At 48.2% G+C, this 26,377-nt stretch carries 21 protein-coding genes; 13 read left to right on the plus strand and 8 right to left on the minus strand.

Features of this window, described 5'->3' with window-relative positions; translation table 11 throughout:
• Positions 1 to 55 precede the first annotated feature (55 nt).
• Positions 56 to 817, plus strand: coding sequence for a YqcI/YcgG family protein (locus tag V7728_RS10915; protein WP_082998940.1), 762 nt, complete (start codon positions 56 to 58; stop codon positions 815 to 817).
• Between the two features lies 1 nt (position 818).
• On the opposite strand, the gene V7728_RS10920 is transcribed toward V7728_RS10915, so the two are convergent.
• Positions 819 to 2,147 carry an amino acid permease gene (locus tag V7728_RS10920; protein WP_082998941.1) on the minus strand — a complete coding sequence of 443 codons (1,329 nt, stop codon included), beginning with the start codon at positions 2,145 to 2,147 and terminating at the stop codon, positions 819 to 821.
• 124 nt (positions 2,148 to 2,271) lie between these two features.
• Between V7728_RS10920 and V7728_RS10925 the strand changes: the two genes are divergently transcribed.
• Entirely contained in the window at positions 2,272 to 2,868 is a 597-nt protein-coding gene (locus V7728_RS10925; RefSeq protein ID WP_011996295.1) for a DUF1989 domain-containing protein, read from the plus strand.
• Positions 2,869 to 3,002: 134 nt separating this feature from the next.
• Positions 3,003 to 3,821: an ammonia-dependent NAD(+) synthetase gene (gene nadE, locus V7728_RS10930; protein ID WP_007409061.1), complete on the plus strand. Its 819-nt coding sequence runs from the start codon at positions 3,003 to 3,005 to the stop codon at positions 3,819 to 3,821.
• Between the two features lie 50 nt (positions 3,822 to 3,871).
• Here the strand turns inward: nadE and V7728_RS10935 are convergent, their stop codons facing one another.
• Positions 3,872 to 4,150 carry an antimicrobial peptide LCI gene (locus V7728_RS10935; RefSeq protein ID WP_007609269.1) on the minus strand — a complete coding sequence of 93 codons (279 nt, stop codon included), beginning with the start codon at positions 4,148 to 4,150 and terminating at the stop codon, positions 3,872 to 3,874.
• Between the two features lie 130 nt (positions 4,151 to 4,280).
• A complete protein-coding gene (locus tag V7728_RS10940; protein WP_099566379.1) occupies positions 4,281 to 5,069 on the minus strand; it encodes a sugar phosphate isomerase/epimerase family protein in 789 nt (262 codons plus the stop codon).
• Positions 5,070 to 5,288: 219 nt separating this feature from the next.
• Between V7728_RS10940 and V7728_RS10945 the strand changes: the two genes are divergently transcribed.
• The 9 genes from V7728_RS10945 to V7728_RS10985 all read left to right on the plus strand — a co-directional run bounded on the left by V7728_RS10945 (position 5,289) and on the right by V7728_RS10985 (position 16,044).
• On the plus strand, positions 5,289 to 6,599 hold the full coding sequence (locus V7728_RS10945) for an MFS transporter (RefSeq protein ID WP_099566380.1): 1,311 nt from the start codon (positions 5,289 to 5,291) through the stop codon (positions 6,597 to 6,599).
• Positions 6,600 to 6,724: 125 nt separating this feature from the next.
• Positions 6,725 to 7,285 carry a shikimate kinase gene (locus V7728_RS10950; protein WP_003156609.1) on the plus strand — a complete coding sequence of 187 codons (561 nt, stop codon included), beginning with the start codon at positions 6,725 to 6,727 and terminating at the stop codon, positions 7,283 to 7,285.
• A gap of 140 nt (positions 7,286 to 7,425) precedes the next feature.
• Positions 7,426 to 8,382 (plus strand): cephalosporin C deacetylase, encoded by a 957-nt coding sequence (cah, locus tag V7728_RS10955; protein ID WP_099566381.1) that lies wholly within the window; start codon positions 7,426 to 7,428, stop codon positions 8,380 to 8,382.
• Positions 8,383 to 8,447: 65 nt separating this feature from the next.
• Positions 8,448 to 9,233: a nucleotidyltransferase domain-containing protein gene (locus tag V7728_RS10960; protein ID WP_099566382.1), complete on the plus strand. Its 786-nt coding sequence runs from the start codon at positions 8,448 to 8,450 to the stop codon at positions 9,231 to 9,233.
• A gap of 187 nt (positions 9,234 to 9,420) precedes the next feature.
• A complete protein-coding gene (locus V7728_RS10965; protein WP_087920787.1) occupies positions 9,421 to 10,332 on the plus strand; it encodes a proline dehydrogenase family protein in 912 nt (303 codons plus the stop codon).
• Between the two features lie 17 nt (positions 10,333 to 10,349).
• Positions 10,350 to 11,897 carry an L-glutamate gamma-semialdehyde dehydrogenase gene (pruA, locus tag V7728_RS10970; protein ID WP_011996302.1) on the plus strand — a complete coding sequence of 516 codons (1,548 nt, stop codon included), beginning with the start codon at positions 10,350 to 10,352 and terminating at the stop codon, positions 11,895 to 11,897.
• Positions 11,898 to 11,988: 91 nt separating this feature from the next.
• Positions 11,989 to 13,443, plus strand: coding sequence for a sodium/proline symporter PutP (putP, locus tag V7728_RS10975; protein ID WP_015239118.1), 1,455 nt, complete (start codon positions 11,989 to 11,991; stop codon positions 13,441 to 13,443).
• A gap of 157 nt (positions 13,444 to 13,600) precedes the next feature.
• Positions 13,601 to 14,836, plus strand: coding sequence for a PucR family transcriptional regulator (locus V7728_RS10980; protein ID WP_015416772.1), 1,236 nt, complete (start codon positions 13,601 to 13,603; stop codon positions 14,834 to 14,836).
• A 197-nt stretch (positions 14,837 to 15,033) separates the two neighbouring features.
• Positions 15,034 to 16,044 carry an NAD(P)/FAD-dependent oxidoreductase gene (locus V7728_RS10985; RefSeq protein ID WP_082998947.1) on the plus strand — a complete coding sequence of 337 codons (1,011 nt, stop codon included), beginning with the start codon at positions 15,034 to 15,036 and terminating at the stop codon, positions 16,042 to 16,044.
• Between the two features lie 55 nt (positions 16,045 to 16,099).
• Here V7728_RS10985 and cobA read toward each other — a convergent pair whose 3' ends face one another.
• The 5 genes from cobA to nirB form a co-directional block, all read right to left on the minus strand.
• A complete protein-coding gene (gene cobA, locus V7728_RS10990; RefSeq protein ID WP_082998948.1) occupies positions 16,100 to 17,539 on the minus strand; it encodes a uroporphyrinogen-III C-methyltransferase in 1,440 nt (479 codons plus the stop codon).
• A gap of 66 nt (positions 17,540 to 17,605) precedes the next feature.
• A complete protein-coding gene (gene nirD / locus V7728_RS10995) occupies positions 17,606 to 17,926 on the minus strand; it encodes a nitrite reductase small subunit NirD (RefSeq protein WP_007409365.1) in 321 nt (106 codons plus the stop codon).
• A gap of 20 nt (positions 17,927 to 17,946) precedes the next feature.
• On the minus strand, positions 17,947 to 20,364 hold the full coding sequence (nasD, locus tag V7728_RS11000) for an NADPH-nitrite reductase (protein WP_082998949.1): 2,418 nt from the start codon (positions 20,362 to 20,364) through the stop codon (positions 17,947 to 17,949).
• Between the two features lie 119 nt (positions 20,365 to 20,483).
• Positions 20,484 to 22,616, minus strand: coding sequence for an assimilatory nitrate reductase catalytic subunit NasC (nasC, locus tag V7728_RS11005; RefSeq protein ID WP_082998950.1), 2,133 nt, complete (start codon positions 22,614 to 22,616; stop codon positions 20,484 to 20,486).
• Positions 22,609 to 24,936, minus strand: coding sequence for a nitrite reductase large subunit NirB (gene nirB / locus V7728_RS11010; RefSeq protein WP_082998951.1), 2,328 nt, complete (start codon positions 24,934 to 24,936; stop codon positions 22,609 to 22,611). The genes nasC and nirB overlap by 8 nt, the downstream gene beginning before the upstream one ends.
• 180 nt (positions 24,937 to 25,116) lie before the next feature.
• On the opposite strand from nirB, the gene V7728_RS11015 reads away from it, so the two are divergent.
• The gene (locus V7728_RS11015) at positions 25,117 to 26,322 is read left to right on the plus strand and encodes an MFS transporter (RefSeq protein WP_099566383.1); all 1,206 of its coding nucleotides are present in this window, start codon (positions 25,117 to 25,119) and stop codon (positions 26,320 to 26,322) included.
• Positions 26,323 to 26,377: the final 55 nt, after the last annotated feature.

Below are 26,377 nucleotides of genomic sequence, written 5' to 3' on the forward strand. Positions count from 1 at the left end.
TCACCCATCGCCTGTCTCCATCATAACGTATCCTGACGATACTGGAGGTGGGCTGATGGCAAGCGAGCTGTACACAAAAAGTTGCCTTGAGGAAAAGTTGTTGGATCTGCCAAATTGGCAGAGAGTCGCTTTTGAGCTTCTATCAGAAAAAGTAGGTGATAAAGCGGACGCGTTTCCGTGCATTCCGGGACGTCAGGGATTTTTGACAGATCAGCTCCGGATATCCTTTGCGGGTGATCCCCGCGAAGACGGAACCCCGGAGGAAGTGGGGATGCTGCTGTCCGAGTACGGAAAGATCTCAAGGAATACCGGAAAATACGCGTCGCTGCTTGTGATTTTTGATACGCCTGAGGATTTAGCTGAGCATTATTCCGTTGAGGCGTATGAAGAACTGTTCTGGTCTTTTTTAAACCGGCTGAGCGGCTGCGACCCGAATGACTGGCCGGAAGACATACCGGAGGACCCTGAACATTATAAATGGGAGTTCTGCTTTGACGGCGAGCCGTATTTTATTCTGTGCGCGACGCCTGCGCATGAAGCGAGACAAAGCAGAAGCTTCCCGTTTTTTATGCTGGCGTTTCAGCCGAGATGGGTTTTCGAAGGATTAAATGATTCAACCGCGTTCGGACGAAACATGAGCCGGCTGATCAGAAAACGCTTAGAGGCGTATGATGAAGCCCCTCTTCATCCCCGATTGGGGTGGTACGGAGGAAAAGACAATTTAGAATGGAAGCAATATTTCCTCCGTGATGATGAGACGCAAGTGTCAAAGTGTCCCTTTTCTTATTTGAAGAGACTGTTTAAACCGACGAAATAAGCTATGATCCGGCAGGGCTGTGTCCCTGCTTTTTTTGTACGATCCATGTCACGATCGCAATGACGGCGAGAAAACAAAGGCTGACCAGAAAACCGGGCCGGCTCGATTTCTCAAACAGCGTCCCGGAGACGGCCGCGACAATCAGCACAAGGGCGATAACAATCTGAACGGTTCCCATCTTTGTCGTTTCAAGCAGTTTCTTGCCCGAGAACAAAATGAACAGCCACGTATAAAGAAGCATCAGGCCCGCCGCGGTTGTCATGTGTTCATATATATTTTTCGGCAGCACCAATGACAGGATGATGGAGACGATGAGTCCGGCAAACGTCAATCCTAGCGCAGGCCAGCAGATTTTTTTGTTTTCCTTTAATCTGAAGCATTTCGGCGCATCCCCGTCATCGGCCATCGTACAAAGCAATGTCGTCACGGCAAACAGCGAGGCGACGAGCGTGGAAAATCCCGCAATAATAAAAATCCCGTTAAAAATATCAAGAATGAGATCTAAATGAAAACCCTTCAGCGATGTAATAAACGGGCTGTCCTGTTCGGTGAATTTGCCCAGCGGCACTAACAGCAGCGCCAGGCCGAGAGAAATGACGTAAATCACCGCAAGAACGGCAAGCATCAGCCGGCCTGATTTTGAGGCTTCCTCCGGCTTTTTCAAATGCACGGTCATCAGCCCCAAGACTTCAATTCCTCCGAAGGCGTAAAACGCATAAATCAGTCCCGTCCATAAACCCATCGCTCCGTGCGGGAACAAATCCTTTGATTCGTTCGGCACCTGCACATCCGGTTTATGAGAAAATATACCGCACAACGCCAATATGGCGATCACGATAAACATAAAAATCGCCGCCGTCTTGACAACAGCGAGCACATTTTCCGTTTTTTGAAAAACGGACAGCCCCGTAAATATAATCAAAAGACCGAGCACCGCATAGATGGAGGCGAAAATCCACAGCGGCACATTCGGAAACCAATGCTTCGTAAACAGCGAGATCGCTGTCAGCTGGCTTCCCGTGATCAGCATCTCGGACGACCAGTACACCCATCCGTTGCTGAAACCGGCCCAAGTGCCGAAAGCCTTTCTCGCATAAGCGCAAAAAGACCCCTTTTCGGGCTGTTTGGCCGAAAGCTTCGCGAGCTGCTCAAAGACAAAATAGGTGCCAAGCCCGGCAATAAGAAATGAGATCAGCGCGGAATATCCGCTTTTGACAATAGCGATGCTGGACCCGAGAAAAAAGCCCGTCCCGATTGTGCAGCCGACGCCGATTAAGGAGAGCTGCCACCAAGCGAGATTTCCTTTAGGCTGGTCCTGTGATTTACCCATGAAGTTCAACCCCTTTATCAAAGCTTAGATTGCGGCCGTCAGAAGGGGAATATACATCCAATAAATTGCTTTACATGAAACAAACGGCCGAAGTTCATAATAGAAGAAAAAAAGGAGCAGTCTGATGACACAGCAATTTATTGTACCGCCGAAAAAAGGGCTCGGCCTGAAGGTTCACAAAGGGCAGATTATAAAAGTAGTCGATGTGGAAGGACAGCAGGTGGCTGACTTCACGGCGTATCATGCCAAGGACTTCTATGAACATCTTGATCAGGGCGCGACGATTGATGCCAACCAGTCCATTCATGTAAAAACGGGTGATCATATTTATTCGAATTTATACAAGCCGATGCTGACGCTGATTGAGGATACAGTCGGCAAGCATGACCTGCTGCTTCCCGCCTGCCGTCCGGATATGAACAGGCTTTTATACGGAAAGCATAAAGACGAGCTCCAGGATACGTGCTATGACAATATGAGCGGGGCGCTTGAACCGTTCGGGGTGCCGCGGCCGCATATGCATTACCCATTTGCCATCTTTATGAACACGGTGCTCGATGAGAAGGGGAACTTATCAGTCGAAACGCCTCTTTCTGACGCGGGTGATTATGTACGGCTCCGTGCGGAAATGGATCTCGTCGTCGCGTTTTCATCCTGTCCGATTGAAAAAGGAAAATGCAACGGAGACAGCATCACGGCGCTGCGGGTGGAAATCAGCTGATCCCGGTGTATTTGATTCACTTAAAATCTGCACCTGTGCTATATTTAACAGAGAGTCGTACATAGTGGCATGATTCATTTTCAGCATGAACGGGAAATGGATCATAAAGAAACAATGCAGGAGGAGTGATTGGGATGAGCATCCAGAAACAAATTATGAATGATCTCCATGTAAAGCCCTCAATTGATCCGAAACAAGAAATTGAGGACAGAGTGAACTTTCTGAAACAATATTTGAAAAAAACAGGTGCCAAAGGCTTTGTGCTCGGCATCAGCGGGGGGCAGGATTCCACGCTTGCGGGACGCCTCGCCCAATTGGCGGCTGAAAGCATCAGAGAAGAAGGCGGAAACGCTGAATTTATCGCCGTCCGTCTTCCGCACGGAACACAGCAGGATGAGGATGACGCCCAATTGGCGCTCAAATTCATTAAACCTGATAAATCATGGACATTTGATATTAAGTCCGCTGTCAGCGCGTTCGCTGATCAGTATAAAAAAGACACGGGCGATCAGCTGTCTGACTTTAACAAAGGAAATGTAAAAGCCAGAATGAGAATGATCGCTCAATATGCCATCGGCGGACAAGAGGGGCTGCTTGTCATCGGAACCGACCATGCGGCCGAGGCGGTGACCGGTTTCTTCACGAAATATGGTGACGGCGGAGCTGATCTGCTGCCGCTGACCGGATTAACGAAACGCCAGGGCAGACGTTTATTAGAAGAGCTCGGCGCGCCGGAACGCCTGTATTTGAAATTACCGACGGCCGATCTGCTTGATGAAAAACCGCAGCAGACTGATGAGACCGAACTCGGCATCACATACAATGACATTGATGATTATTTAGAAGGCAAGGACGTTTCTTCCGAAGTGATTGAGGCGCTGGAAAAACGCTACCTCAGTACAGAGCATAAGCGCCAGGTGCCGGCATCAATGTTTGATGATTGGTGGAAATAGAATGAAAAAAACCTCCCTTTTAAAAGGGAGGTTTTTTGTTTATCTCATTTTTATTTATCTACACTTTCATAAATCCCTACCCAATACCCTTTGCTGCTGTCGTAGTATTTGCTTTTGAAAATCCATTTTGTCCCATCTAAAACGAAAGAAGCAGCGAAGTTGCCGTTAGGGCTTTGAACGAGTTTGATGGCATTAATGCCGGCATCTGCTTTCGTTGAGATTGGGCTATTTTCCACGGATGCTGTTGGTGATGCGGCAAAGGCAGGAGCGGCAGACATCAGTAAGGCAAGAGACAGCGCAGAACCGGTTAACACTTTTTTGAATTTCATTTCGAGCACTCCCTTTTCAAATGAAATGTATTACAGTGTTAATAATTAGATTATTATCCATAAAATTCCTTCTTTATTTCTAAAATTTTTTTCTTAATTTGAAAAAACATCCCTTCAGAGGGGATGTTTTTTATTTCTTAAAGCAGTGCCTGATCTCATTCAGGGATTCTTTCATATGCGCTTCAGCATGATGACCGAAGTATTCGAGTGATACGAATCCGCCGTATTGCCTGTTCAACAGTTCTTTCAGAAAGGGTTCCTGCTGTAAATCGCCTTGCAGAACAGACACCGGCTTGCTGAGATACCAGTTGTCAAAATTCCAGTGATAGTTTTTCAGATGAATGTGGCTGACGGTATGATACAGTTTTTCCAAAGCGGACATTTGGTCAACGTGATTGACGTGTAGGTTGGAGCCGTCAAAAATGGTGCGGACCCGCGGATGTCCGACATCCTCCAAAAATGCCAGCGCCGCCTCCGGTGTATCCGCGTACGTATCGTAATGAATCTCAAGCCCGATATCGACTTCATAGTCATCTGCGAGCCGTGCCGCCTGCTGAAATTGATCAACCGCACGTTGCCACTTTTCCGGTGACGTCCGGTGCGAAGGAAGATTGCCGGCAAAGACTCTGATCAAGGGACTGTGCAGCTGTCGTGCCGCGCTTGATGCCCTTTGAACATCCTTTAACGCCTGCCTTTCATCCTGAGTGGCGAAGTCAGTGTACAAACTGACGGCAGGCACCCCGATGCCTTCCTCCTGAAGCTGCTGATAAAGCCTGTCGAGCGGGCCGATTTCCTCTATATATTGTTTAGCGTGTCCGTACCACAGTTCGATTCCCTCAAAGGAGTGCTCCTTCGCGAAAGAAATGATGTCGAAAATATGCTTTTTCTTAAATCCTGTCGTGCAAAAACTCAGTTTCATCGGTAATCCTCCCGTAACTGTCTATCATATGTGTACTTTTTCCCCGGGTGCGATACGGATAAACAGGTGAAAAGGGCAGACACTTTTTTATAAGCGGGGTGTGTCTGCATCAGGTCAGTGCGGCACACAAATTGTTTAACGCTTTTTTGCGTCAAAGTATTAAATAATTAACCGAAGTGTTGTACAATTAATTTCATTCGAGTAAGGGGGGAGAAGCCATTGAAAAAAGAAACGGAGCTGAGGGCCTTCAGTCCCGTCCGCAATAAACCGACTCGCGCTCGTTATGTGATATTGGTTCTTTTGTTTTTTATCACTGCGATTAATTATATAGACCGAGCCAGTGTATCTATTGTCGGCCCATCCATTCAACATTCGCTGAACCTAAGCCCCGCGCTTTTGGGCATCGTTTTTTCTGCGTTCAGCTGGACCTATACGGGGATGCAGATTCCAGGCGGGTTCATTTTGGATAAATTCGGGTCAAAACGGACATACGGAATTTCTTTATTTGTGTGGTCGGTTTTTACCGGAGTACAAGCTTTTGCGACAAGTTTCGGGTTTCTATTCGGCTGCCGCCTGCTCATCGGCATAGCTGAATCGCCGGCGTTTCCGGCAAACAACCGGATTGTCACGACATGGTTTCCAAGGCGGGAACGCGCCTTTGCGACGGGTGTTTATACGGCGGGGGAATATGTCGGGCTGGCGTTTGCCACACCGGTTTTATTCTGGGTGTTAACGGCATTTGACTGGCGCGCCGTATTTATTTCCTCAGGGGTGCTCGGAATTATTTTCTCCATTTTCTGGTTTAAAATGTATCACGAGCCGAACGGGTATCGGAAAGTGAATCGTGAGGAGCTTGATTATATTAAAGAAGGCGGCGGACTGACTGAGGTGTCTGATGCAGCCGGCAGGATATCGTGGGCGGATTTCGTCCAGCTTCTAAAATACCGCAAGCTTGTCGGATTGTATATCGGCCAATTCGCCGTAGCCTCCACGCTGTTCTTCTTTTTGACATGGTTTCCGACTTATCTGGCGGAGGCAAAGCACATGGCTTTCTTAAAAGTCGGCTTCGCCGCATCAATTCCGTATATCGCCGCCTTTTTCGGCGTATTGTTCGGCGGGTATTGGTCTGACGGCATGATGAAACGGGGGGTGTCGGTGAACGTTGCCCGGAAAACGCCCGTCATCCTCGGTCTTCTGCTGACAGGCTCCATCGTGCTCGCGAATGTTACGGATTCTGCTCCCGCGGTTTTGACGATCTTATCCATTGCTTCTTTTGCGCAGGGCATGTCCAACATATCCTGGACGATGCTGAGTGAGGTCGCGCCAAGCGAAACAATCGGATTGGCAGGGGGCGTCTTTAGCTTTTTCGCCAATATGGCCGGTATTATCACCCCGCTTATCATCGGGTTTATCGTTTCTGCGACCGGTTCTTATAACGGAGCGATTCTGTTTGTCGGCGCTGTCGCATTTATCGGGGCATTTTCTTATATTTTCATTGTCGGAAAGGTGGAACGCATTAAGCTCCGATAGAAAGAAAAACTCATCTCTTCTTATAAAGGATGGGTTTTCTTTCATTGCATTATCTCTATATTTCAATATTGAGTTATCATATAATAAACATAACTTTTTCATTTCTTAGGAGGATTTCGCCGAAGATGAACGCAAAACGTGCCATTCCCGTAAGAGAAAGAAATATCGTACTGATCGGATTCATGGGTGTCGGAAAGACAACAATCGGCCAGCTGGTCGCTAAGAAACTATACAGAGACTTCATTGATATTGATCTGCAGATTGAGAAAGATTTCAATATGTCCATCCCTGAAATGTTTGAGAAAAAAGGTGAAGCCTTTTTCCGTCAGACTGAAAAGGACTATATATTAGATATCTGCCGCAATACGAAATTCAAGATCGTGTCGCTTGGGGGCGGTTCGTTTAAACAAGAGGAAATCAGACAGTGCTGCCTTGAAAACTGCCTCGTGCTCCATCTTGATTTATCATGGGAGAATTGGAAGCAGCGGGCTGACCTGCTGATTGAAAGCCGTCCCGTTCTGCATAACCGTTCCATGGATGAAATGCAGCAGCTCTTTAACGAGCGCCAAAGCATCTATGATAAACATAATTCAAAAGTGGCGACGGATAATCTGGAACCAGAAGAAATAGCCGATTATATCGTAGAAACGTTAAAAATCGGCTGGGACCTGTATCAGCCGATGTAAAAAGAGCCGTGACGCTGTGAGCGCACGGCTTTTTTGTTTTTAAACAAACGTTTATTAAAATGTTTAGAAAATGAGTGTAAAATCGTGTTAAGATAGAGTCAGAAAATTAAATCTTATAAAACAAAGGAGAATAATCGGATATGCAATTATACGACTTGCCGCTCGACCAACTGCAAACCTATAAACCAAATAAAACCGCTCCTCATGACTTTTCGGATTTTTGGGCATCATCATTACATGAGCTTGCAAAGGAAGAGGCAAAGCCTGAATTGAAGGCTGAAAGCTACCCGGCTGACGGCGTGAAAGTATTCCGGCTGACATACCGAAGCTTCGGCAAGGCGGAAATTGAGGGATGGTACGCCGTTCCCGACCGGCAAGGACCGCATCCGGCCATCGTGAAATATCACGGCTATAATGCGAGCTATGACGGGGATATACATGACATCGTAAATTGGGCGCTTCACGGATATGCCGCGTTCGGCATGCTTGTCCGCGGCCAGCACAGCAGCACAGATACAAGCGTCTCACCGCACGGACACGTTCCCGGCTGGATGACGAAAGGGATTTTAGATAAAGATACATATTATTACCGCGGCGTGTACTTAGACGCCGTCCGGGCTTTGGAAGTCATCAGCGGCTTTGATGAAGTGGATGAAACGAGGATCGCCGTCATCGGCGGGAGCCAGGGAGGCGGACTTTCAATCGCCGCGGCGGCACTATCTGACATTCCGAGAGCGGTTGCGGCCGATTATCCTTATTTAAGCAATTTTGAGCGGGCCATTGATGTCGCTCTTGATGAGCCGTATCTTGAGATTAACTCCTTTTTCAGAAAGAACGGCAGCCCCGAAACGGAGAAGGCCGCGATGAATACACTGGCCTATTTTGATATCATGAATCTGGCGGACCGCGTAAAAGTTCCGGTGCTCATGTCCATCGGGCTGATTGACCGCGTGACCCCGCCGTCGACGGTATTTGCCGCGTACAATCATCTGGTGACGGAAAAAGAATTGAAGGTTTACCGGTATTTCGGACATGAATACATACCTTCTTTCCATACGGAAAAGCTGGCCTTTCTGAAAGCGCATCTGAAAGGCTGACGACAGCGAAAAGCCCAAGTACTTGGGCTTTTTTCAGGAATGATCACGGAAAAGGACGGATACAGATGAAACAAAGGATCATCGAAGAATTAAAACGAATTGAAGCACAGCACGGCGTCAAGGTGCTTTACGCCGTAGAATCAGGGAGCCGCGCATGGGGGTTTCCGTCAAGCGACAGCGACTACGATGTGCGGTTTCTCTATGTGCCGAAAAAAGAATGGTACTTTTCGATCGAACCGCATAGGGATGTCATAGAAGAGCCGATCCATGACATGCTTGACATCAGCGGCTGGGAACTGAGAAAAGCGCTGCGGCTTTTTAAAAAATCAAATCCGCCTCTTTTGGAATGGCTCTCTTCTGAGATGATCTATTATGAAGCTTTCTCAGCGGCTGAAAAGCTTCGAAAACTGAAAATCCGCGCCTTTTCGCCTGAAGCCGGCATCTATCATTATCTCAATATGGCAAAACGGAATGAAAAAACGGAATTGCGGGGCAGTGAAGTGAAGATTAAAAAGTATTTTTATGTTCTGCGTCCTCTCCTTGCCTGCAGTTGGATTGAAACGTTCGGCTCCGTACCGCCGATGTCATTTCCCGTACTGGCCGATGCCTTATTGACGGATGAAGCGCTCATTTCTGAAATCAATACACTGCTTACAAGGAAAAAAAGCGGTCAGGAGCTGGCTCCGGAACCGAGAAATACGATCATTCATGCATTTATAGAAGAAGAAATAGAACGCATCGGGCACTATGTCAAAACGATCAAAATGCCGAAACCTGACATAACGGAGGAACTGAATCGGCTATTGATTCAGACCGTCGAAGAGGCGTGGGGGGAAAAAGGCGGAAATTGACGATTGCCGTCATTTCCGTCCGCCTTTTTTCGGCATAATCCGCCTGCTATCTAAGAAGCTGATTGTGGTAAAACCACAAAAATTTATCAGAATCTTTGTATTTTTAGAATATTGTGAGAGGATGTTTTGTCCATTTACAATAGACTCATACAAATACTTCTTAGATTGCGGGGTGTTAAGGTTGGAAGTGATTACAAGAGATTTTTTCTTATTTTTATCCAAGAGCAGCTTTCTCAATAAGATGGCGCGAAGCTGGGGAAGCCGTGTGGCAGCCGGCAAAATCATCGGAGGAATGGATTTCCGCAGTTCTATCCCGACAATCCGACATTTGAACAGCCAGGGGCTGTCAGTTACTGTCGATCATTTGGGGGAATTTGTCAACAGCGGTGATGTCGCGAAAGAACGCACCGAGGAGTGCATGCAGACCATCGCCTTAATCGCTGATGAACAGCTGAATTCCCAAGTGTCATTAAAAATGACGTCTTTAGGTCTTGATATAGATCTCGATCTCGTCTATGAAAATATGACGAAAATCCTCCAGACGGCTGAAAAACATAAAGTCATGGTGACGATTGACATGGAAGATGAAACGAGATGCCAGAAGACGCTGGATATCTTTAAAGACTTCCGAAGCCGGTATGAATATGTAAGCACCGTGGTGCAGGCCTATCTGTACAGAACGGAGAAGGATCTTGATGACCTCAGCCCGCTGAATCCGTTTCTGCGGCTTGTCAAAGGGGCCTATAAAGAATCGGAAAAGGTGGCCTATCCTGAAAAAAGCGACGTCGATGAAAATTATAAAAGACTCATCCGCAAACAGCTTTTAAAAGGACATTATACGGCAGTTGCCACGCATGATGACAAAATGATCGAGTTTACAAAACAGCTTGCCAAAGAGCACGGCATTCCAAACGACCGTTTTGAGTTTCAGATGCTGTACGGCATGCGCTCGCAAACCCAGCTCAGCCTGGTGGAAGAAGGATACCGCATGAGAGTCTACCTGCCTTACGGGGATGACTGGTACGGCTATTTCATGAGACGGCTCGCTGAACGCCCCTCAAACATCGCATTCGCCTTTAAAGGAATGACTAAGAAGTAAAAAAGGGAGAGATGACAATGACTACACCTTATAAACACGAACCATTCACGAATTTCCAAGATCAATCGAACGTTGAAGAATTTAAGAAAGCGCTTGCGACGGTAAATGAGTATCTGGGAAAAGATTATCCGCTCGTCATCAACGGTGAAAAGGTAGAGACGGAAGCGAAAATCGTTTCAATCAATCCGGCTGATAAAGAAGAAGTCGTCGGAAAAGTGTCAAAGGCGTCCCAGGAGCACGCTGAGCAAGCGATTGAAGCTGCTGCGAAAGCGTTCGAAGAGTGGAGATACACATCCCCTGAAGAAAGAGCGGCCGTTTTGTTCCGCGCAGCTGCCAAAGTCCGCCGCAGAAAGCACGAATTCTCCGCCCTGCTCGTCAAGGAAGCGGGAAAACCTTGGAACGAAGCTGATGCAGATACGGCTGAAGCGATTGACTTCATGGAGTATTATGCACGCCAAATGATCGAACTGGCAAAAGGCAAACCGGTCAACAGCCGTGAGGGCGAGAAAAACCAATATGTGTACACGCCGACTGGAGTGACAGTTGTTATTCCGCCGTGGAACTTCTTGTTTGCGATCATGGCAGGAACAACAGTGGCGCCGATCGTTACTGGAAACACAGTGGTTCTAAAACCTGCGAGTGCTACACCTGTTATTGCAGCAAAATTTGTTGAGGTGCTTGAAGAGTCCGGATTGCCAAAAGGCGTAGTCAACTTTGTGCCGGGAAGCGGAGCAGAAGTAGGCGATTATCTTGTTGACCATCCGAAAACAAGCCTTATCACATTTACAGGATCACGTGAAGTCGGTACGAGAATTTTCGAACGCGCGGCGAAAGTGCAGCCGGGCCAACAGCATCTGAAACGCGTCATTGCAGAAATGGGCGGTAAAGATACGGTTGTCGTTGACGAAGATGCGGACATTGAATTGGCGGCTCAATCCATCTTTACATCAGCATTCGGCTTCGCGGGACAAAAATGTTCTGCAGGTTCACGTGCAGTTGTCCATGAAAAAGTGTATGATCAAGTATTAGAGCGTGTCATTGAAATTACGGAATCAAAAGTAACTGCTAAACCTGACAGTGCAGATGTTTATATGGGGCCTGTCATCGACCAAGGTTCTTACGACAAGATCATGAGCTACATTGAAATCGGAAAAGAAGAAGGCCGTTTAGTAAGCGGCGGCACCGGAGATGATTCAAAAGGCTACTTTATCAAGCCGACGATCTTCGCTGACCTTGATCCGAAAGCAAGACTCATGCAGGAAGAAATTTTCGGGCCTGTCGTGGCGTTTTCTAAAGTATCAAACTTTGATGAAGCGCTGGAAGTGGCCAACAATACTGAATACGGTTTGACAGGCGCGGTCATTACAAATAACCGCAAACATATTGAACGGGCGAAACAGGAATTCCATGTCGGCAACCTGTACTTCAACCGCAATTGTACGGGAGCGATTGTCGGCTACCATCCGTTCGGAGGCTTCAAAATGTCCGGCACTGATTCAAAAGCGGGCGGCCCGGATTATTTGGCCCTCCACATGCAGGCGAAAACAATCAGTGAAATGTTTTAAGAGGGACTGAATGGGCATCCTCCTCGCGGGGGGTGTCCATTTCACCATAAACATATAAAGCGGAGGAGGAAATGCCATAGCAAACATTCAGTTGATTATTTCCATTTGTATTTATATGGCGGGTATGCTGTTTATCGGTTATTTCGCCTACAGACGGACGTCAAATCTGACGGATTACATGCTCGGGGGGCGTTCTTTAGGCCCTGCCGTCACAGCGCTCAGCGCGGGAGCGGCGGATATGAGCGGATGGCTCTTGATGGGGCTTCCGGGTGCTATGTTCTCGACAGGATTAAGCGGCGCTTGGATTGTGCTCGGGCTTGTGCTCGGGGCGTGGGCGAACTGGCTTTTCGTGGCGCCGAGACTGAGAACGTATACCGAAAAAGCGGGGAATTCCATCACCATTCCGGGTTTCCTTGAAAACCGTTTCGGTGATCATACGAAGCTTCTCAGACTGTTTTCGGGTCTTGTCATTCTCGTCTTTTTCACATTTTACGTATCATCCGGCATGGTATCCGGAGGTGTCTTATTCAACAGCATTTTAGGGTTGAATTACCACACGGGACTGTGGGTCGTGACAGGCGTCGTTGTCGCCTACACCTTGTTCGGGGGCTTTTTGGCGGTAAGCTGGACGGACTTTGTTCAAGGGATCATTATGTTTGTGGCGCTTATTCTTGTGCCGATTGTGACGATTTTCCATACGGGCGGCCCGGGGGAAACCGTTGCCGATATCCGTTCCGTCAACCCGGAACTGTTTAACATGTTCAAAGGGACGACCGTCCTTGGCATTATTTCTTTATTTGCGTGGGGGCTCGGCTATTTCGGGCAGCCGCATATTATTGTGCGCTTTATGGCGATCACGTCTGTGAAAGAAATCAAACGTGCCAGACGGATCGGAATGGGATGGATGATTTTGTCTGCACTAGGCGCGCTGTTTACGGGTCTTGCGGGAATCGCGTATTACCACCAGAACGGACTGAAGCTGGCTGATCCGGAAACCATTTTTATTCAGCTCGGCAACATTCTGTTCCACCCGATTATTACGGGATTTCTCATTTCTGCGATTTTAGCGGCCATTATGAGTACGATTTCGTCTCAGCTGCTCGTTACGTCCAGTTCTTTAGTGGAGGACTTGTATAAGTCCATGTTCAGGCGTTCAGCTTCTGATAAGGAACTCGTATTTCTGGGGAGAATGGCAGTGCTTGCGGTGTCAATCATCGCTTTGGTGCTCGCCTGGGAGAAAAACAACACGATACTTGGTCTTGTCAGCTATGCATGGGCGGGATTCGGCGCTTCATTCGGGCCGGTCGTACTGCTCAGTTTATTTTGGAAACGGATGACGAAATGGGGGGCACTCGCCGGCATGATTGCGGGAGCGATTACCGTAATCATTTGGGCGAATGCCGGTCTTTCAGACTTTTTGTACGAAATCATTCCGGGCTTTGCTGTAAGCCTTGCCGCTGTATTTGTCGTCAGCTTATTGACACAGGCTCCGTCAAAAGATGTCACAGATCAGTTTCATGAGTACCGTGATACACTTTCTCAATAAAAGCAAGGAACGAGAGGAAGAAGGGACCGCCCTTTTTCCTCTTTTCACGATACAGAATTCCGGATTATGCCGTTTTGGGAATATGTGAATTTTTTTCTATACAAAAAGTCACCCCGCAGAGTATGATAAAGATAAAAAGAGCATAGGAGAAATAGGTATGGAAGAGCTTTTAGAGAGAGTTTTTTCATTTACGGACATTGATAAATTAATTGATTTCATCAGTTATGAATTGCAGAAGCCCGTTATTCTGGAAAGCGCGGATTTCTTTTTGCTTGCCTATAATTCTTATTACATTAATCACTTCGACTCCGCCAACCAGCAGACGATATTTTCAAAAAAATGCCCCGTGCAGATTTTTGAAAGGTTTCTGAAGGACGGGGTGATCGAAAAGCTGAAAACCGTTCCTGAACCGTTCCGTGTCGAAAAAATAGACAGTATCGGACTGAATCAGAGAGTGGTTGTAAGCGCAAAACATAAAGGCGAAGTGATGGGCTACATCTGGATTCAGGAGCTCGACCGAAACTTGACGGACGAGGAGCTCGATTTTTTATATGAAACTTCATTCCATGTCGGAAAAATCATCTATAAAACGAACCGGCTGAAACAGGAAAAAGAAGAGAGAGCGGAAGACCTGGTGAAACGGGCGATCTTTCAGCAATTCTCCTCTGAAAAGGAGTTCAGGCGGGAAGCGGAAAAGATGAACGCCGTGCTGCCGTCGGTTTTTTCGGTAGTCGTCCTGCACGCCGCAAATGGGGATGGGGAGGCAGTCGAAGATGTGAAGGAAAACATCAAATCGTACTTGAATTTGCGGGATAAAGTCAGTCACGTCTTAACCATTGATTCCAATATTGTCATCGTCGTCGCAAGCTTCTCGCAAAAAAGCTCCGGCACTTCGGCAGCATCTGAATTTATCCACAAACTGCTGACTCATTTTCACTTTCAGAAGATCCCCACTCCCATCTATATCGGAATCGGCAATGAATACAGCAGCATCCTGAAGCTTGGCAAAAGTTATATAGAGGCCCTTGAAGTCATAAAGGCCGCCGAAATTACCGGAAACCAGGAAAATATCCCGTACGAATACAGTAAGCTCGGGATTTACCGCTATCTTGAAAGCATCGAAGAAAAAAACGCCTCACTGGAATATGTAAACGAAGATTTAGCGTTATTAAAAGCCAAAGACAGAGAAAGCAGTACCGAACTGCTGAAAACGTTAGAAATCTATCTCCTCAATAACTGCAAAACAAAACCAGCCGCAGAACAGCTTTTTATTCATCAAAACACATTGAACTACCGTATCAAACAGATTCTTGACATGACATCAATTAATTTAAACGACTTCAGGACAAGGTGCCAGCTGTATCTCGATATCATGCTGATGAAAAAGAGATAAAAAAGAAACCAGTCGCCGTACTGGTTTCAGTTTTAATACCTTCCCGCTTATCAATCTCAGAACCTCACTTCTGAATCACTCCTTTTCCGCAAGAGAGAAATGAATAAACACTTCTCCTCAATATGTGTTATACTTTCATTGATATTGATTCTCAATTAAAAATGTTTGAAGTATAGATATAAACGGGAGGCAGAACGATGGCGGAAAATCATGAGGTGTATGACGTCACGATTATAGGCGGAGGCCCGATCGGCCTGTTTGCGGCTTTTTATTGCGGGATGCGCGAGCTGAAAACGAAAGTGATCGAGTTTTTGCCGCGGCTCGGAGGGAAAGTGTCTATGTTTTTCCCTGAAAAAATCATCCGTGATATCGGCGGAATACCCGGGATTGCCGGAGAACAGCTGATTAAGCAGCTGAAGGAACAGGCTGCGACATTTGAGCCGGATATCGTGTTGAATCAGCGGGTGACCGGATTTGAACGGCTGGAAGACGGAACCATTGTGCTGGAAAGTTCCAAAGGGGAAAAGCACTATACGCGCACGGTGATTTTGGCCGTCGGCATGGGGACGCTTGAGGTCAATGAACTTGACAGCGCGGATGCGAGCCGTTATTCGGGAAAGAACCTTCATTATAAGGTGGAGAAGCTTGATGCGTTTCGAGATAAGCATGTCGTGATTTCCGGAGGGGGAGATACCGCGGTTGACTGGGCGAATGAGCTGGAACCGATTGCGGCGTCTGTTACCGTCTTGCACCGCAGGGAGGAGTTCGGCGGTTTGGAAAGCAGCGTGGCGAAAATGAAGCGGTCTTCCGTGCGGGTGCTTGCGCCATATCGTCTGAAGCATCTCAACGGCACCGGAGAACGGATCGAGAGCGTCACCATTTGCCAAACTGAGTCCGGACTTTCTGAAGTCATCAAGCTTGATGAGCTCATTATCAACCACGGGTTTAAAATTGATCTCGGTCCGATGAAGGACTGGGGGCTTGAGATAGAAGAAGGCAGGATTAAAGCTGACAGACATATGCGGACGAATCTTCCGGGCGTGTTTGTCGCCGGTGACGCCGCCCATTATGAAAGCAAGCTCAGATTGATTGCAGGCGGTTTCACGGAGGGGCCGACCGCCGTTAACAGCGCCAAAGCCTATTTGGACCCGCAGGCGGATCAGATGGCGATGTATTCGACTCACCATAAAAAATTGGTGACACAATAAAAAAGGGCTGACCCCCGATGTTGAGTCTGGGGGGTCAGAAAAGCATTCCGGCGTATCAGCTGTGAACGAGCATGTCTTTCATTTCATTTCGTATAAACGCAAATAACTGTTCCTGATTTTTCACGGCGGTAAACCCGCAGCCGGCGGGGACGTCTTCGCCCATGCAGATGACGGGAGGGCGGTTTGCTGACGGATCCGGTGATATGCCGATTTGTTTTCCGGCGCTGATCAAATGCTGAGCGGATTCTTTGCCCGTACAGATAATCATTTGCAGAGGAGACTCGCTGATCGTGCGTTCGATCATGGAAATGAACCGCTCATCTGCGATATGTTCATGGGTGATATAAAACGGGCATGATTTTGAGTCTGACAAGTTTTCTGCTGCTTGACGGCTTCCTACAATGAGTGAATGCGGAGAATCAATTTGACATTCGGATAGGACAAAGCCCCGTTTTGTCAGTTCCGTCTTTGCGGCCTCAGTCGCTGCATTCAGGCTTGCGGTCACCCGGCGGATGTCGATCTGCTTGAAAGCCAGTGTGTCAAAGAATTCGCATACCGCAAGGCGTGATGTGAAAAATAGTTGTTCAAAGGTGCTGATCTGTTTCAGGATATTTTCGTTTGCGGGCATTTTTTTAACGATCCGCTTCGGCCATTCAATAACATCGGCGCCATATTCGCGCAGCTTGTCTGTCAATGTATGTTCTTCATCGCCATGAGTGACAACCATGATATGCTGCCCGATGAACGGCTTGCTTTCAAACCAGCTGTGTGTTTGAAAATTGACAATATCACCAATGACGATAATGGCTGGGTTGGTGATGTTTTGGCTTTGAACTTTTTCATGGATATCCTGAAGCGTTCCTTTAACGCTCCGCTGCCGCCCCCACGTCCCCCATTGAATGACGAGTACGGGAACGGAAGGGGATTTTCCGTACTCCGTAAGCTTACGGCATATAAATGACAGATTTTTAACGCCCATGTAAAACACAAGCGTTTGAACGCTTCGGGCAAGCCCTTCCCAGTCGAGATTCGGCCTGCCGTGCAATGATGTATCATGAGCGGTGATCATCGCGAAGGACGAAGCGAAATCACGATGAGTGACGGGGACTCCCGCATACAGCGGCGCTGCGATTCCCGAGGTGATGCCGGGCACCATTTCGTAGCGGATGCCGTGCTGATGAAGCGCCTCTGCTTCTTCGCCGACTCTGCCGAACACACTTGGGTCTCCGCCTTTCAAGCGGACTACGGTGCAGCCCTCCGCCGCTTTTTCAATCAGCAGGGCATTTATCTCAGACTGTTTCATAAAATGGCGGTCGGGCAGCTTTCCGCAATAAATGAACCGGCAGTCCGGTGAGGCATATTCAAGAAACTTTGGGTTTGCGAGCCGGTCATACAAAATAATATCCGCTTTCTCCAGAGCCTGTTTTCCTTTTACGGTGATCAGCCCCGGGTCTCCTGGTCCGGCACCGACAAAATATACGATTCCGTTTTTCATGATGGCGTCATCCCTTCAGCAGTTTAAAAAATGAAGGACCACTTGAAAAAGTGATCCGGTCTTTGCTCAATACAGGAGGTATACATTCTCTCCTTCAATCAGTGTTTCGTATGTTTTGACACAGCCATGATCCGGCTCTTGGACTTTTCCGTCTTCTAAGGAGATTTTCCAGTCATGCATCGGGCAGAAGACGTATTCTCCGCTGACGATGCCTTCAGCCAGGACGCCCCCTTTATGGGGACAGCGATTTTCGACGGCGCGGACGCTCCCGTCAGAAAGCTTAAATACGGCAAGCTCTTTATCTTCTATATATACGGTTTTTCCTAACTCCTCGGGTAATTCGTTTACTTTGCCTATGCAAACCTTTGTCATATCTTTATTCACCATGTCCGTTCCCCCTTACTGTTTTATGAAGTCGTGACGACATTTTCGAATAGATCTTTAGATGCTTTTTTATCTTTAAGGAAGTATTGCCACGGATCTTTGTGGACAGAGAGTGTCTCATTCATTCTGTCGTTGAGCTCCTGCCGTTTTTCCGGATCGTTTAATACGGATTGGACATGAGATAAACCGACGCGCTCAAGCCATGCGGATGTCCGCTCCAGATAGTTTGCCGTTTCTCTGTAGTACTGAAGGTAAGCCCCCGCATATTCTAAGACTTCTTCATTCGTTTTTACTTTCATCAGCAAATCACCGGCGCGCAAATGGGTTCCGCCGTTTCCGCCGACATAAAGCTCCCAGCCTCCGTCGATGCCGACAACGCCAAGGTCCTTAATGCCTGATTCCGCACAGTTCCGCGGGCAGGCGGACACGGCCATTTTGACCTTATGAGGCGTATTGAGCCCTTCGAATTTTTTCTCAAGCGCAATGCCCAGTGCCATGGAGTCTTGCGTGCCGAAGCGGCAGAATTGTTCGCCTACGCACGTTTTTACCGTGCGGAGTGTTTTTCCGTACGCGTAGCCTGACGGCATATCAAGCTCGGCCCATACTTTCGGCAGGTCTTCTTTTTTGACGCCGATGAGATCAATTCGCTGGCCGCCTGTCATTTTAACGAGCGGGATCTCATATTTGTCGACGACATCGGCGATCTTGCGGAGATCCTGAGAGTTGGTCACGCCGCCGTACATCCGGGGCACGACTGAGTATGTTCCATCTTTTTGAATATTGGCGTGCATCCGTTCGTTCACAAAACGGGATGTTCTGTCATCCTCGTATGTAGCCGGATTAATCATGCCTAAGTAGTAGTTGAGGGCAGGACGGCATTTGGAGCAGCCCTCCGGCGTTTTCCAGCCGAGCACGTTCATGATTTCTCTTGTATGGGACAGCCCTTTGGCTTTGATTTCTTCTACGACTTCATCTCTCGACAGTGATGTGCAGCCGCAAATCGCTTCTTTTTGCGCGGACGCGTCAAATTCTGAGCCCAGTGTATATTGAAGAATGTCTTCCACGAGCGGTTTACAGCCTCCGCAGGAACGGGATGCCCCGGTGCATGCTTTGATTTCGTCCGTAGATGTGCAGCCTTTTTCCTGAATGGCTTGAATAATCGCGCCTTTTGAAACGCCGTTGCATCCGCAGATGATTTCATCGTCGCTCATCGCCGCGGTCATGCTTGCGTCTGCTTCCTGATCAAGAGGCTGTAAGATTGATATTTTGGAAGTTTCGGAGATATCGGCTTCTTTTTGAATCATAGAAAACAGGCGGCCGCCCTCGCTGCTGTCGCCGAACAAAACAGCGCCGACAATTTGATTGCCCCTCAGGACGATTTTTTTATAAATGCCGTCCTGCTCATCGAACACTTTAATCGCTTTTTTGTCCTCTGATTCGTTAAAGTCACCGGCAGAGAAGACTTCGACGCCTGATACCTTTAATTGAGTGGAGAGAACGGAGCCTTCATACGGTTTTGTTTCAATGCCGCAAATATGTTTGGCCAGCACTTTTGCCTGTTCATAGAGCGGCGCCACAAGACCGTATGCGATTCCGCGGTGCTCGGCACATTCACCGACCGCGTAAATGTGCGGAATGTCAGTCTGCATATAATCGTTGACAATGATTCCGCGGTTTACCGGAATGCGGCTTTCTGTGCCAAGCTGTGTATTCGGGCGGATGCCGACCGCCATGACGACCAGGTCAGCTTCGATGCTTGTGCCGTCTTTGAAGCGTACCCCTTCGACACGGTCAGTACCGAGAATTTCTTCGGTTTGCTTTTCAAGGAAAAAGGTCATGCCTTGTTTTTCTAATTCGTTTTGCAGCAGGCGTCCCGCCGCTGCGTCAAGCTGGCGCTCCATCAGGAATGGGGCGAGGTGGATGACAGACACGTCCATTCCGAGATTCAGCAGTCCGCGTGCGGCTTCCAAACCCAGCAGTCCTCCGCCAATGACGGCTGCTTTTTTATATTGTTTTGACGCGGCGAGCATCGTGTCTGTATCTTTTATATCCCGGAATGCCGTGACGCCTTGTTTGTCTGCGCCCGGAATCGGAAGGATAAAAGGGACAGAGCCTGTCGCCAGGATGAGTTCATCGTAAGGCTGGATTCTGTCTGCATCGGTGATGACGGTTTTGTTTTCCGTGTCGACTTTGATGACTGTTTCACCGGTATACAGCTGAATGTTGTTTTCTTTGTACCAGTTCCAATCGTTTAACGTAATGTCTTGAATGTCGGTATCGCCTTGCAGCACTTTTGACAGAAGGATTCGGTTATAGTTGGGATGAGGTTCGGCCCCGAATATTGTAATCTCGAATTCGTCTTTTGAAACACGCAGTATTTCTTCAATCGCTCTTACCCCGGCCATTCCATTTCCAACAAGGACTAGCTGTTTTTTTCCCATCAGATGATCCGCTCCTTATCTATGTTTTCTTTAGCGTAGCACAGCAAAAACAAATATTTAAGGTGCATGTTATGAAATGTAACAAAAAATACTAAAAAATCTAAAAATTTTATGAAAAATTATATAGGGCTGATTCGTACCGCACACATCTTAAAACCGGGCATTTTACAGTCCGGATCCAAGGCTTCACCAATTAAGTCGTTGACGTTTTGCGTGTCAGACCAATGGATGGGAACAAACAACGTGTCTTTTCGTACTTTCTCCGACCATCTGCTCCGGACCGTGATGCTGCCCCGGGGGGATTCTATTTTCACGAGAACACGGTCTTCGATATGATAGTCGGCCGCCGTTTTTGGATGGATTTCCACAAAGGATTCGAAATGTCTTGCAGCCAGGGCAGAGCTTTTTCTCGTTTGGACACCCGTTAAGTAATGAGACATCACCCTTCCTGTGATTAAATAAAGCGGATAGCCGGCGCTCGGTTTCTCTTTCGGGACGGCCGGTTCATTTGGAATCACGCTTAATTCAGCTCTGTGATCGGGATGGGCAAATGAGTGCTCAAACAATCGCCCGGTTCCGGGATGATCCGCTTCAGGACATGGCCACTGAATGCCGCCTTCCCGCCTGAGCCTGTCATAGGTGATGCCAGAGTAATCAGCAATTCCGCCGCGGCTCGCTTCTCTCAGTTCGTTAAAGATTTCCTCCGACGACGTATAGGGAAAATAATGCCCTTTACCAAGAGCCGAGGCAATGTCACAGATGATCTGCCAATCATGTTTCGCTTCTCCGGGGCAGGTGCGGCTCGCTTCTCTTAATGTCACGCGGCCTTCTACATTTGTCATCGTGCCTTCGTCTTCCAAATAAGAGGAGGCGGGTAAAATCACATCCGCGAATGCCGCGGTCTCAGAAATAAATAAGTCAACTGCGACAAAGAATCTCAGTTTCTTGATTGCCTGCTTGACGAAATTCGCATTTGGGCCGGAAACAGCCGGATTGGAACACATGAGAAACAGTCCTTTGATGTCGCCGCTATCTATTTTTTCTATCATTTCATAGGCTGAGACCCCTTTTCGCGGCAGCTCTTCCTGATGAATCCCCCACACCTTCGCAATATACGCCCGGTGTTCTTCAATTTCGATAGAACGGTAGCCCGGAAGCTGATCCGCTTTTTGGCCGTGTTCTCTCGCGCCTTGTCCGTTGCCTTGACCGGTAATCGCCCCGTAACCTGAGAAGGGCTTGCCGATTTTTCCCGTGATCAGCACCATATTTAAGAAAGCTTTCACTGCCGCGGTACCGTCAGTCTGCTGTTCGATCCCCCGCGCTGTAAACAGCATGCCGGATGTTTCCTTGGCAAACTTCACGGCGGCCTTTCGTATATGCTCCAAAGGAACACTTGTCTGCTCGGAGATCTCGTTCAGATCCAAAGCGTCGGTATGCTGTTTGAGCTTATTGAATCCGTTTGTGCGTGTGCGGATAAAGTCTTTGTCTGTAAGCTGTTCGTCAATGCAGATTTTGACGAGTCCGTTTGCCAGGGCTGCGTCTGTGCCGGGCTTGTTTTTCAGGTGAAGATCGGCTATTTTGGTCGTCGCCGTTTCCCGGGGATCAATGGCGATAATGTAAGCCCCGTTTTCTTTCGCTTTATCAAAATACGGCATGATCGTCGGCTGGCATTCGGCGATATTGGTGCCTGCCAGGATGATGACACGTGTATGCGGGATGTCCGATAATGGATTCGTCAGGCCCCTGTCCGCGCCGAATGTCTGGCCGGCCGCCGTTGCTGCGGCAGACATACAGAGCCGCCCGTTGTAATCGATGTATTTCGTCTGTAAGCCGACCCGTGCGAACTTTCCAAGCAGATAGGCTTCTTCATTTGTAATTGAGGCGCTCCCGTAGACGGCCATCGCATCATTGCCGTGTTCGGTTTGGATCAGATTGATTTGTTCCTTTATGCGATTCAGCGCTTCAGCCCAAGAGACAGGCACAAATTCACCGTTTTTTTTAAGCAGGGGGCGTGTAATGCGGGAAGAGTGCACGGCATGCTGATGGGCATTCATGCCTTTTGTACATAAACGGCCATGTGTCGTCGGATTATCAATGCCGATTGCAGTGTATTTCTTCCGTGCCGCGAAGGTTTGTTCCGTAAGCTGCATTTTGCATTGCATGCTGCAGAACGGGCATTGCGTCTCATATGTTTTTTCCGATTGGACATCTTGCAGTTTGTCACGGAAATAACGGAGCATCGGTTCAGTCAAAAAGCTTCATCCTTTCGTATGGCGTTTTCCCGGCAGACAGGTTTTGCAGCAGGGATATGTCTGAACAGAGATTTTTCAGAAGCTGTGTCCGCATATCTTCTTCAAACAGTATTTCTCTGATATGGACGAGGCCGAGTCTGTCAACCCATTGATAAATCGCTTCGTTGTAGTGAGCCGTTTCGCGATAATATTGAATAAGGCCTTTCATCATAGCGGCGGTACTGTCTTCGTTATCCGTCACACAAAAAAGGCTGCCGGCGCGGGCTTGTTTTCCGCGGACGCCCCCGATATAAATCTCCCAGCCAGTTTGTGTCTGAAGCGCGCCGATATCCTGAATGTAAGCATCGGTGCAATTGTTTTCACATGACAAGCTGACGGATACATAAGCGGGTACGGCAAGTGTGTCGGTATCTCGTTCAATCCTGCTTGCCAGCTCTTGAAAGGAGCGATGCTGTCCGCACGTACATGCTTTGATTTGAATCGTCCAGCGGTGCCGGGGGGAGAAAACCGGCATGTTCAGTGCTTTTCTGATGCTTGCAAGGTCATTTGGCCTGATTCCGGAAAGCCTCAGCCGGTGACTGTCAGTCATCGAAACCTCGGGGATGCCGTATGCTTCGATGACGTTTGCGATGTTTTTGAGCTCTGCCGCACTTGTCAGTCCGCCGTACATTTGCGGAATCAGGGTGCATGTCTCTTCTGCCGATATTTCATTGAACTGCATAAAATCAGGCCGCGTCCTTTCCAAGTAATAGTGAAGCGCCGGAATACAAATGCGGCAGCCGTTTTCTGTTTTCCAGCCGCTCTCTCTCATTACCTCGGCGGCATCAGTGAACGGACGGCGCCGAATTTCGGCGATGACTTCTTCTTCCGTCAAATCGGTGCAGCCGCAAAACGAAGGCTGGCGGGAGGGTTTTGTGTAATCATCGCTCGCCATATACTTCAGCAAGTCTTCAACGAGCGGCCTGCATCCTCCGCAAGATCCGGACGCTTTTGTCATGTGCTTCACTTCCTCCGCGGTTTTTAAGCCATATTTGTTCACCGCTTCTTCAATGGAGCCCTTGGTCACTGAGCTGCATTGGCAAATGGTTTCATGGGGAGGCATGGATTCAAAGGATATACCGCCCTGATCCGGTTCCATGAGCTGTTTTTTCACGATGGAAATATCTCTTTGCTTCACAAGACTGTCGAGAAGCCGCTGTTTACCGCGCGTGTCCCCGAATAAAATAAAGCCGGCCGGTTTATCGTCCTCAAAGAGCGCTTTTTTGTAGATGCCTGCATGCTCATCATGGAACAATATGCCGGCTGTGTGCTCATCCTCGTGCACCTTTCCTGCCGACCATACATCAATACCGGCTATTTTTAAGGCTGCAGATTGTGCAAAGCCTTGAAACCCTTCGCACGGGACGCCGCATAGATGCTGCGCGAGCACTTTTCCCTGTTCATAAAGCGGCGGCGCCAATCCGTATACAATCCCGTCATGCTCCGCGCATTCACCGACGGCATACACATTCGGTTTGTTCGTCTGCATGAATTGATTGACGATGATTCCTCTGTTCACTGAAAGTCCGGCAGATGGAGCCAATCGGATATTGGGCCTCACACCGGCGGCCATGACAATCAGGTCTGCTTCTATGGAAGAACTGTCTTTGAAACGAATGCCTTCCGCCCGTGAGTTCCCTGTAATGGATGCCGTGCCTTTCTCTAAAAGAAAGACTAAGCCTTTTCGTTCCAGCTCTTTCTGCAGCAGGCGGGATGCCGTTTGATCAAGCTGTTTTTGCATAATGGCGGAAGAGTGGTGAATGACGCTGACGTCCATGCCGAGCTGCCGTAAGCCGACGGCCGCTTCAAGACCTAATAAACCGGCGCCGATGACCGCCGCCTTTTGATACCGGCCGGCCGCATTGATAAGGGATTGGCAGTCTTCTATTGTCCGAAAGCCGTACACACCTTCTTTATCTGCTCCGGGTATGGGGAGAATATAAGGAGAGGAGCCCGTTGCAAGGATGATTTGATCGTAAGTCATGCTGCGCTTCCGATCCGTTGTGACAACCTGCCGTTCTGTATCAATGTGTACAACCGTTTCTCCCGTGTAAAGCGTAATTCCGTTTTTTTCGTACCATTCGCGGCTATTCAGCGTAATGTCATCAAGCGAAACCTCACCTTGTAAAACGGAGGATAAGAGAATGCGATTGTAATTGGGATGAGGTTCGCTTCCGAAAATGACAATCTCAAACATGTCACGGTTCATCTTTAAAATGTGTTCAATACAGCGGATTCCGGCCATTCCGTTCCCTGCTGCAATTAATCGTTGTTTCTTCATTCGCCAAACCTCCTTTGCAGCTGCCTGTAAGATTGCTTCTCTATGAGAAATTATGGCACATTGCCTGATTAACGCATTAAATGTGTCGCATTATCTTACACATGTCTTTTCCGGTGAATGCCGGTCATATATTCTTGATTCAGCAATTTGAAATGATAGAAGACCGGAAAGGAGAATGTTATGAAGCTGTCGGAATTAAAAACAAGCGGTCATCCGCTCACTCTGCTCTGTTCCTTCTTATATTTTGATGTGAGTTTTATGATTTGGGTAATGCTGGGGGCGCTCGGCGTTTATATTTCTCAGGATTTCGGGTTATCTTCTTTTGAAAAAGGGTTTGTCGTGGCTCTGCCGATCTTATCAGGATCTGTGTTTCGGATCATTTTAGGTGTGTTAACGGACAGGATCGGGCCGAAGAAAACAGCCGTGATCGGGATGCTGATCACGATGATCCCGCTGCTTTGGGGGGCATTCGGCGGCCGTTCTTTGACTGAGCTGTATGCGATCGGCATTCTGCTGGGCGTAGCGGGCGCAAGTTTTGCTGTTGCGCTTCCGATGGCGAGCCGGTGGTATCCGCCTCACTTGCAGGGGCTTGCGATGGGGATAGCAGGTGCCGGCAACAGCGGCACTTTGTTTGCGACATTGTTCGGTCCCCGCCTTGCGGAACAGTTTGGGTGGCACAGTGTAATGGGAATTGCGCTTCTTCCGTTGATGATCGTTTTTATACTGTTTATCGTCATGGCGAAGGACTCTCCTGCACAGCCCGCACCGCAGCCGCTTAAAAACTACCTTCACGTGTTCAGGCAGAAGGAAACATGGTGTTTCTGTCTTCTGTACGGCGTCACTTTCGGAGGTTTTGTGGGATTATCAAGTTTTTTGGCGATTTTTTTCGTTGATCAATATCAATTGTCAAAAATCCATGCCGGTGATTTCGTCACAATATGTGTCGCAGCGGGCAGTTTTTTTCGCCCTGCAGGAGGCTGGATTTCAGACCGGGCGGGAGGTGCGAAAGTTCTGGCTGTACTGTTTGTCATCGCGGCTCTGTGTATGGCGGGAGTGAGCAGCCTGCCTCCGCTTTCAACGGTGATCGTTCTGCTGTTTATCGGAATGATGGCGCTCGGTATGGGCAACGGAGCGGTATTTCAGCTTGTCCCTCAGCGCTTTGCAAAAGAAATCGGAATGGTGACGGGAATCGTCGGAGCAGCCGGCGGCATAGGGGGTTTTTTCCTTCCGAATATTTTAGGATCATTGAAGCAGATGACGGGAACTTATGCGATCGGTTTTATCTCTTTTTCATGTATCGCATTGCTCGCATTTGTGCTTGTTCTGGCCGCAGGCTATTTTTGGAGAAAAAGCTATGGCACTGAAAACAGTCCTGCGGATGTTTAAGTTTGGGCGGAAGACACGTATGACAGCGTGTCTTTTTTATGATTGATTATTTTTC

The organism is Bacillus sp. JHAA, assembly GCF_036961585.1.
GTDB classification, from domain to species: domain Bacteria; phylum Bacillota; class Bacilli; order Bacillales; family Bacillaceae; genus Bacillus; species Bacillus velezensis.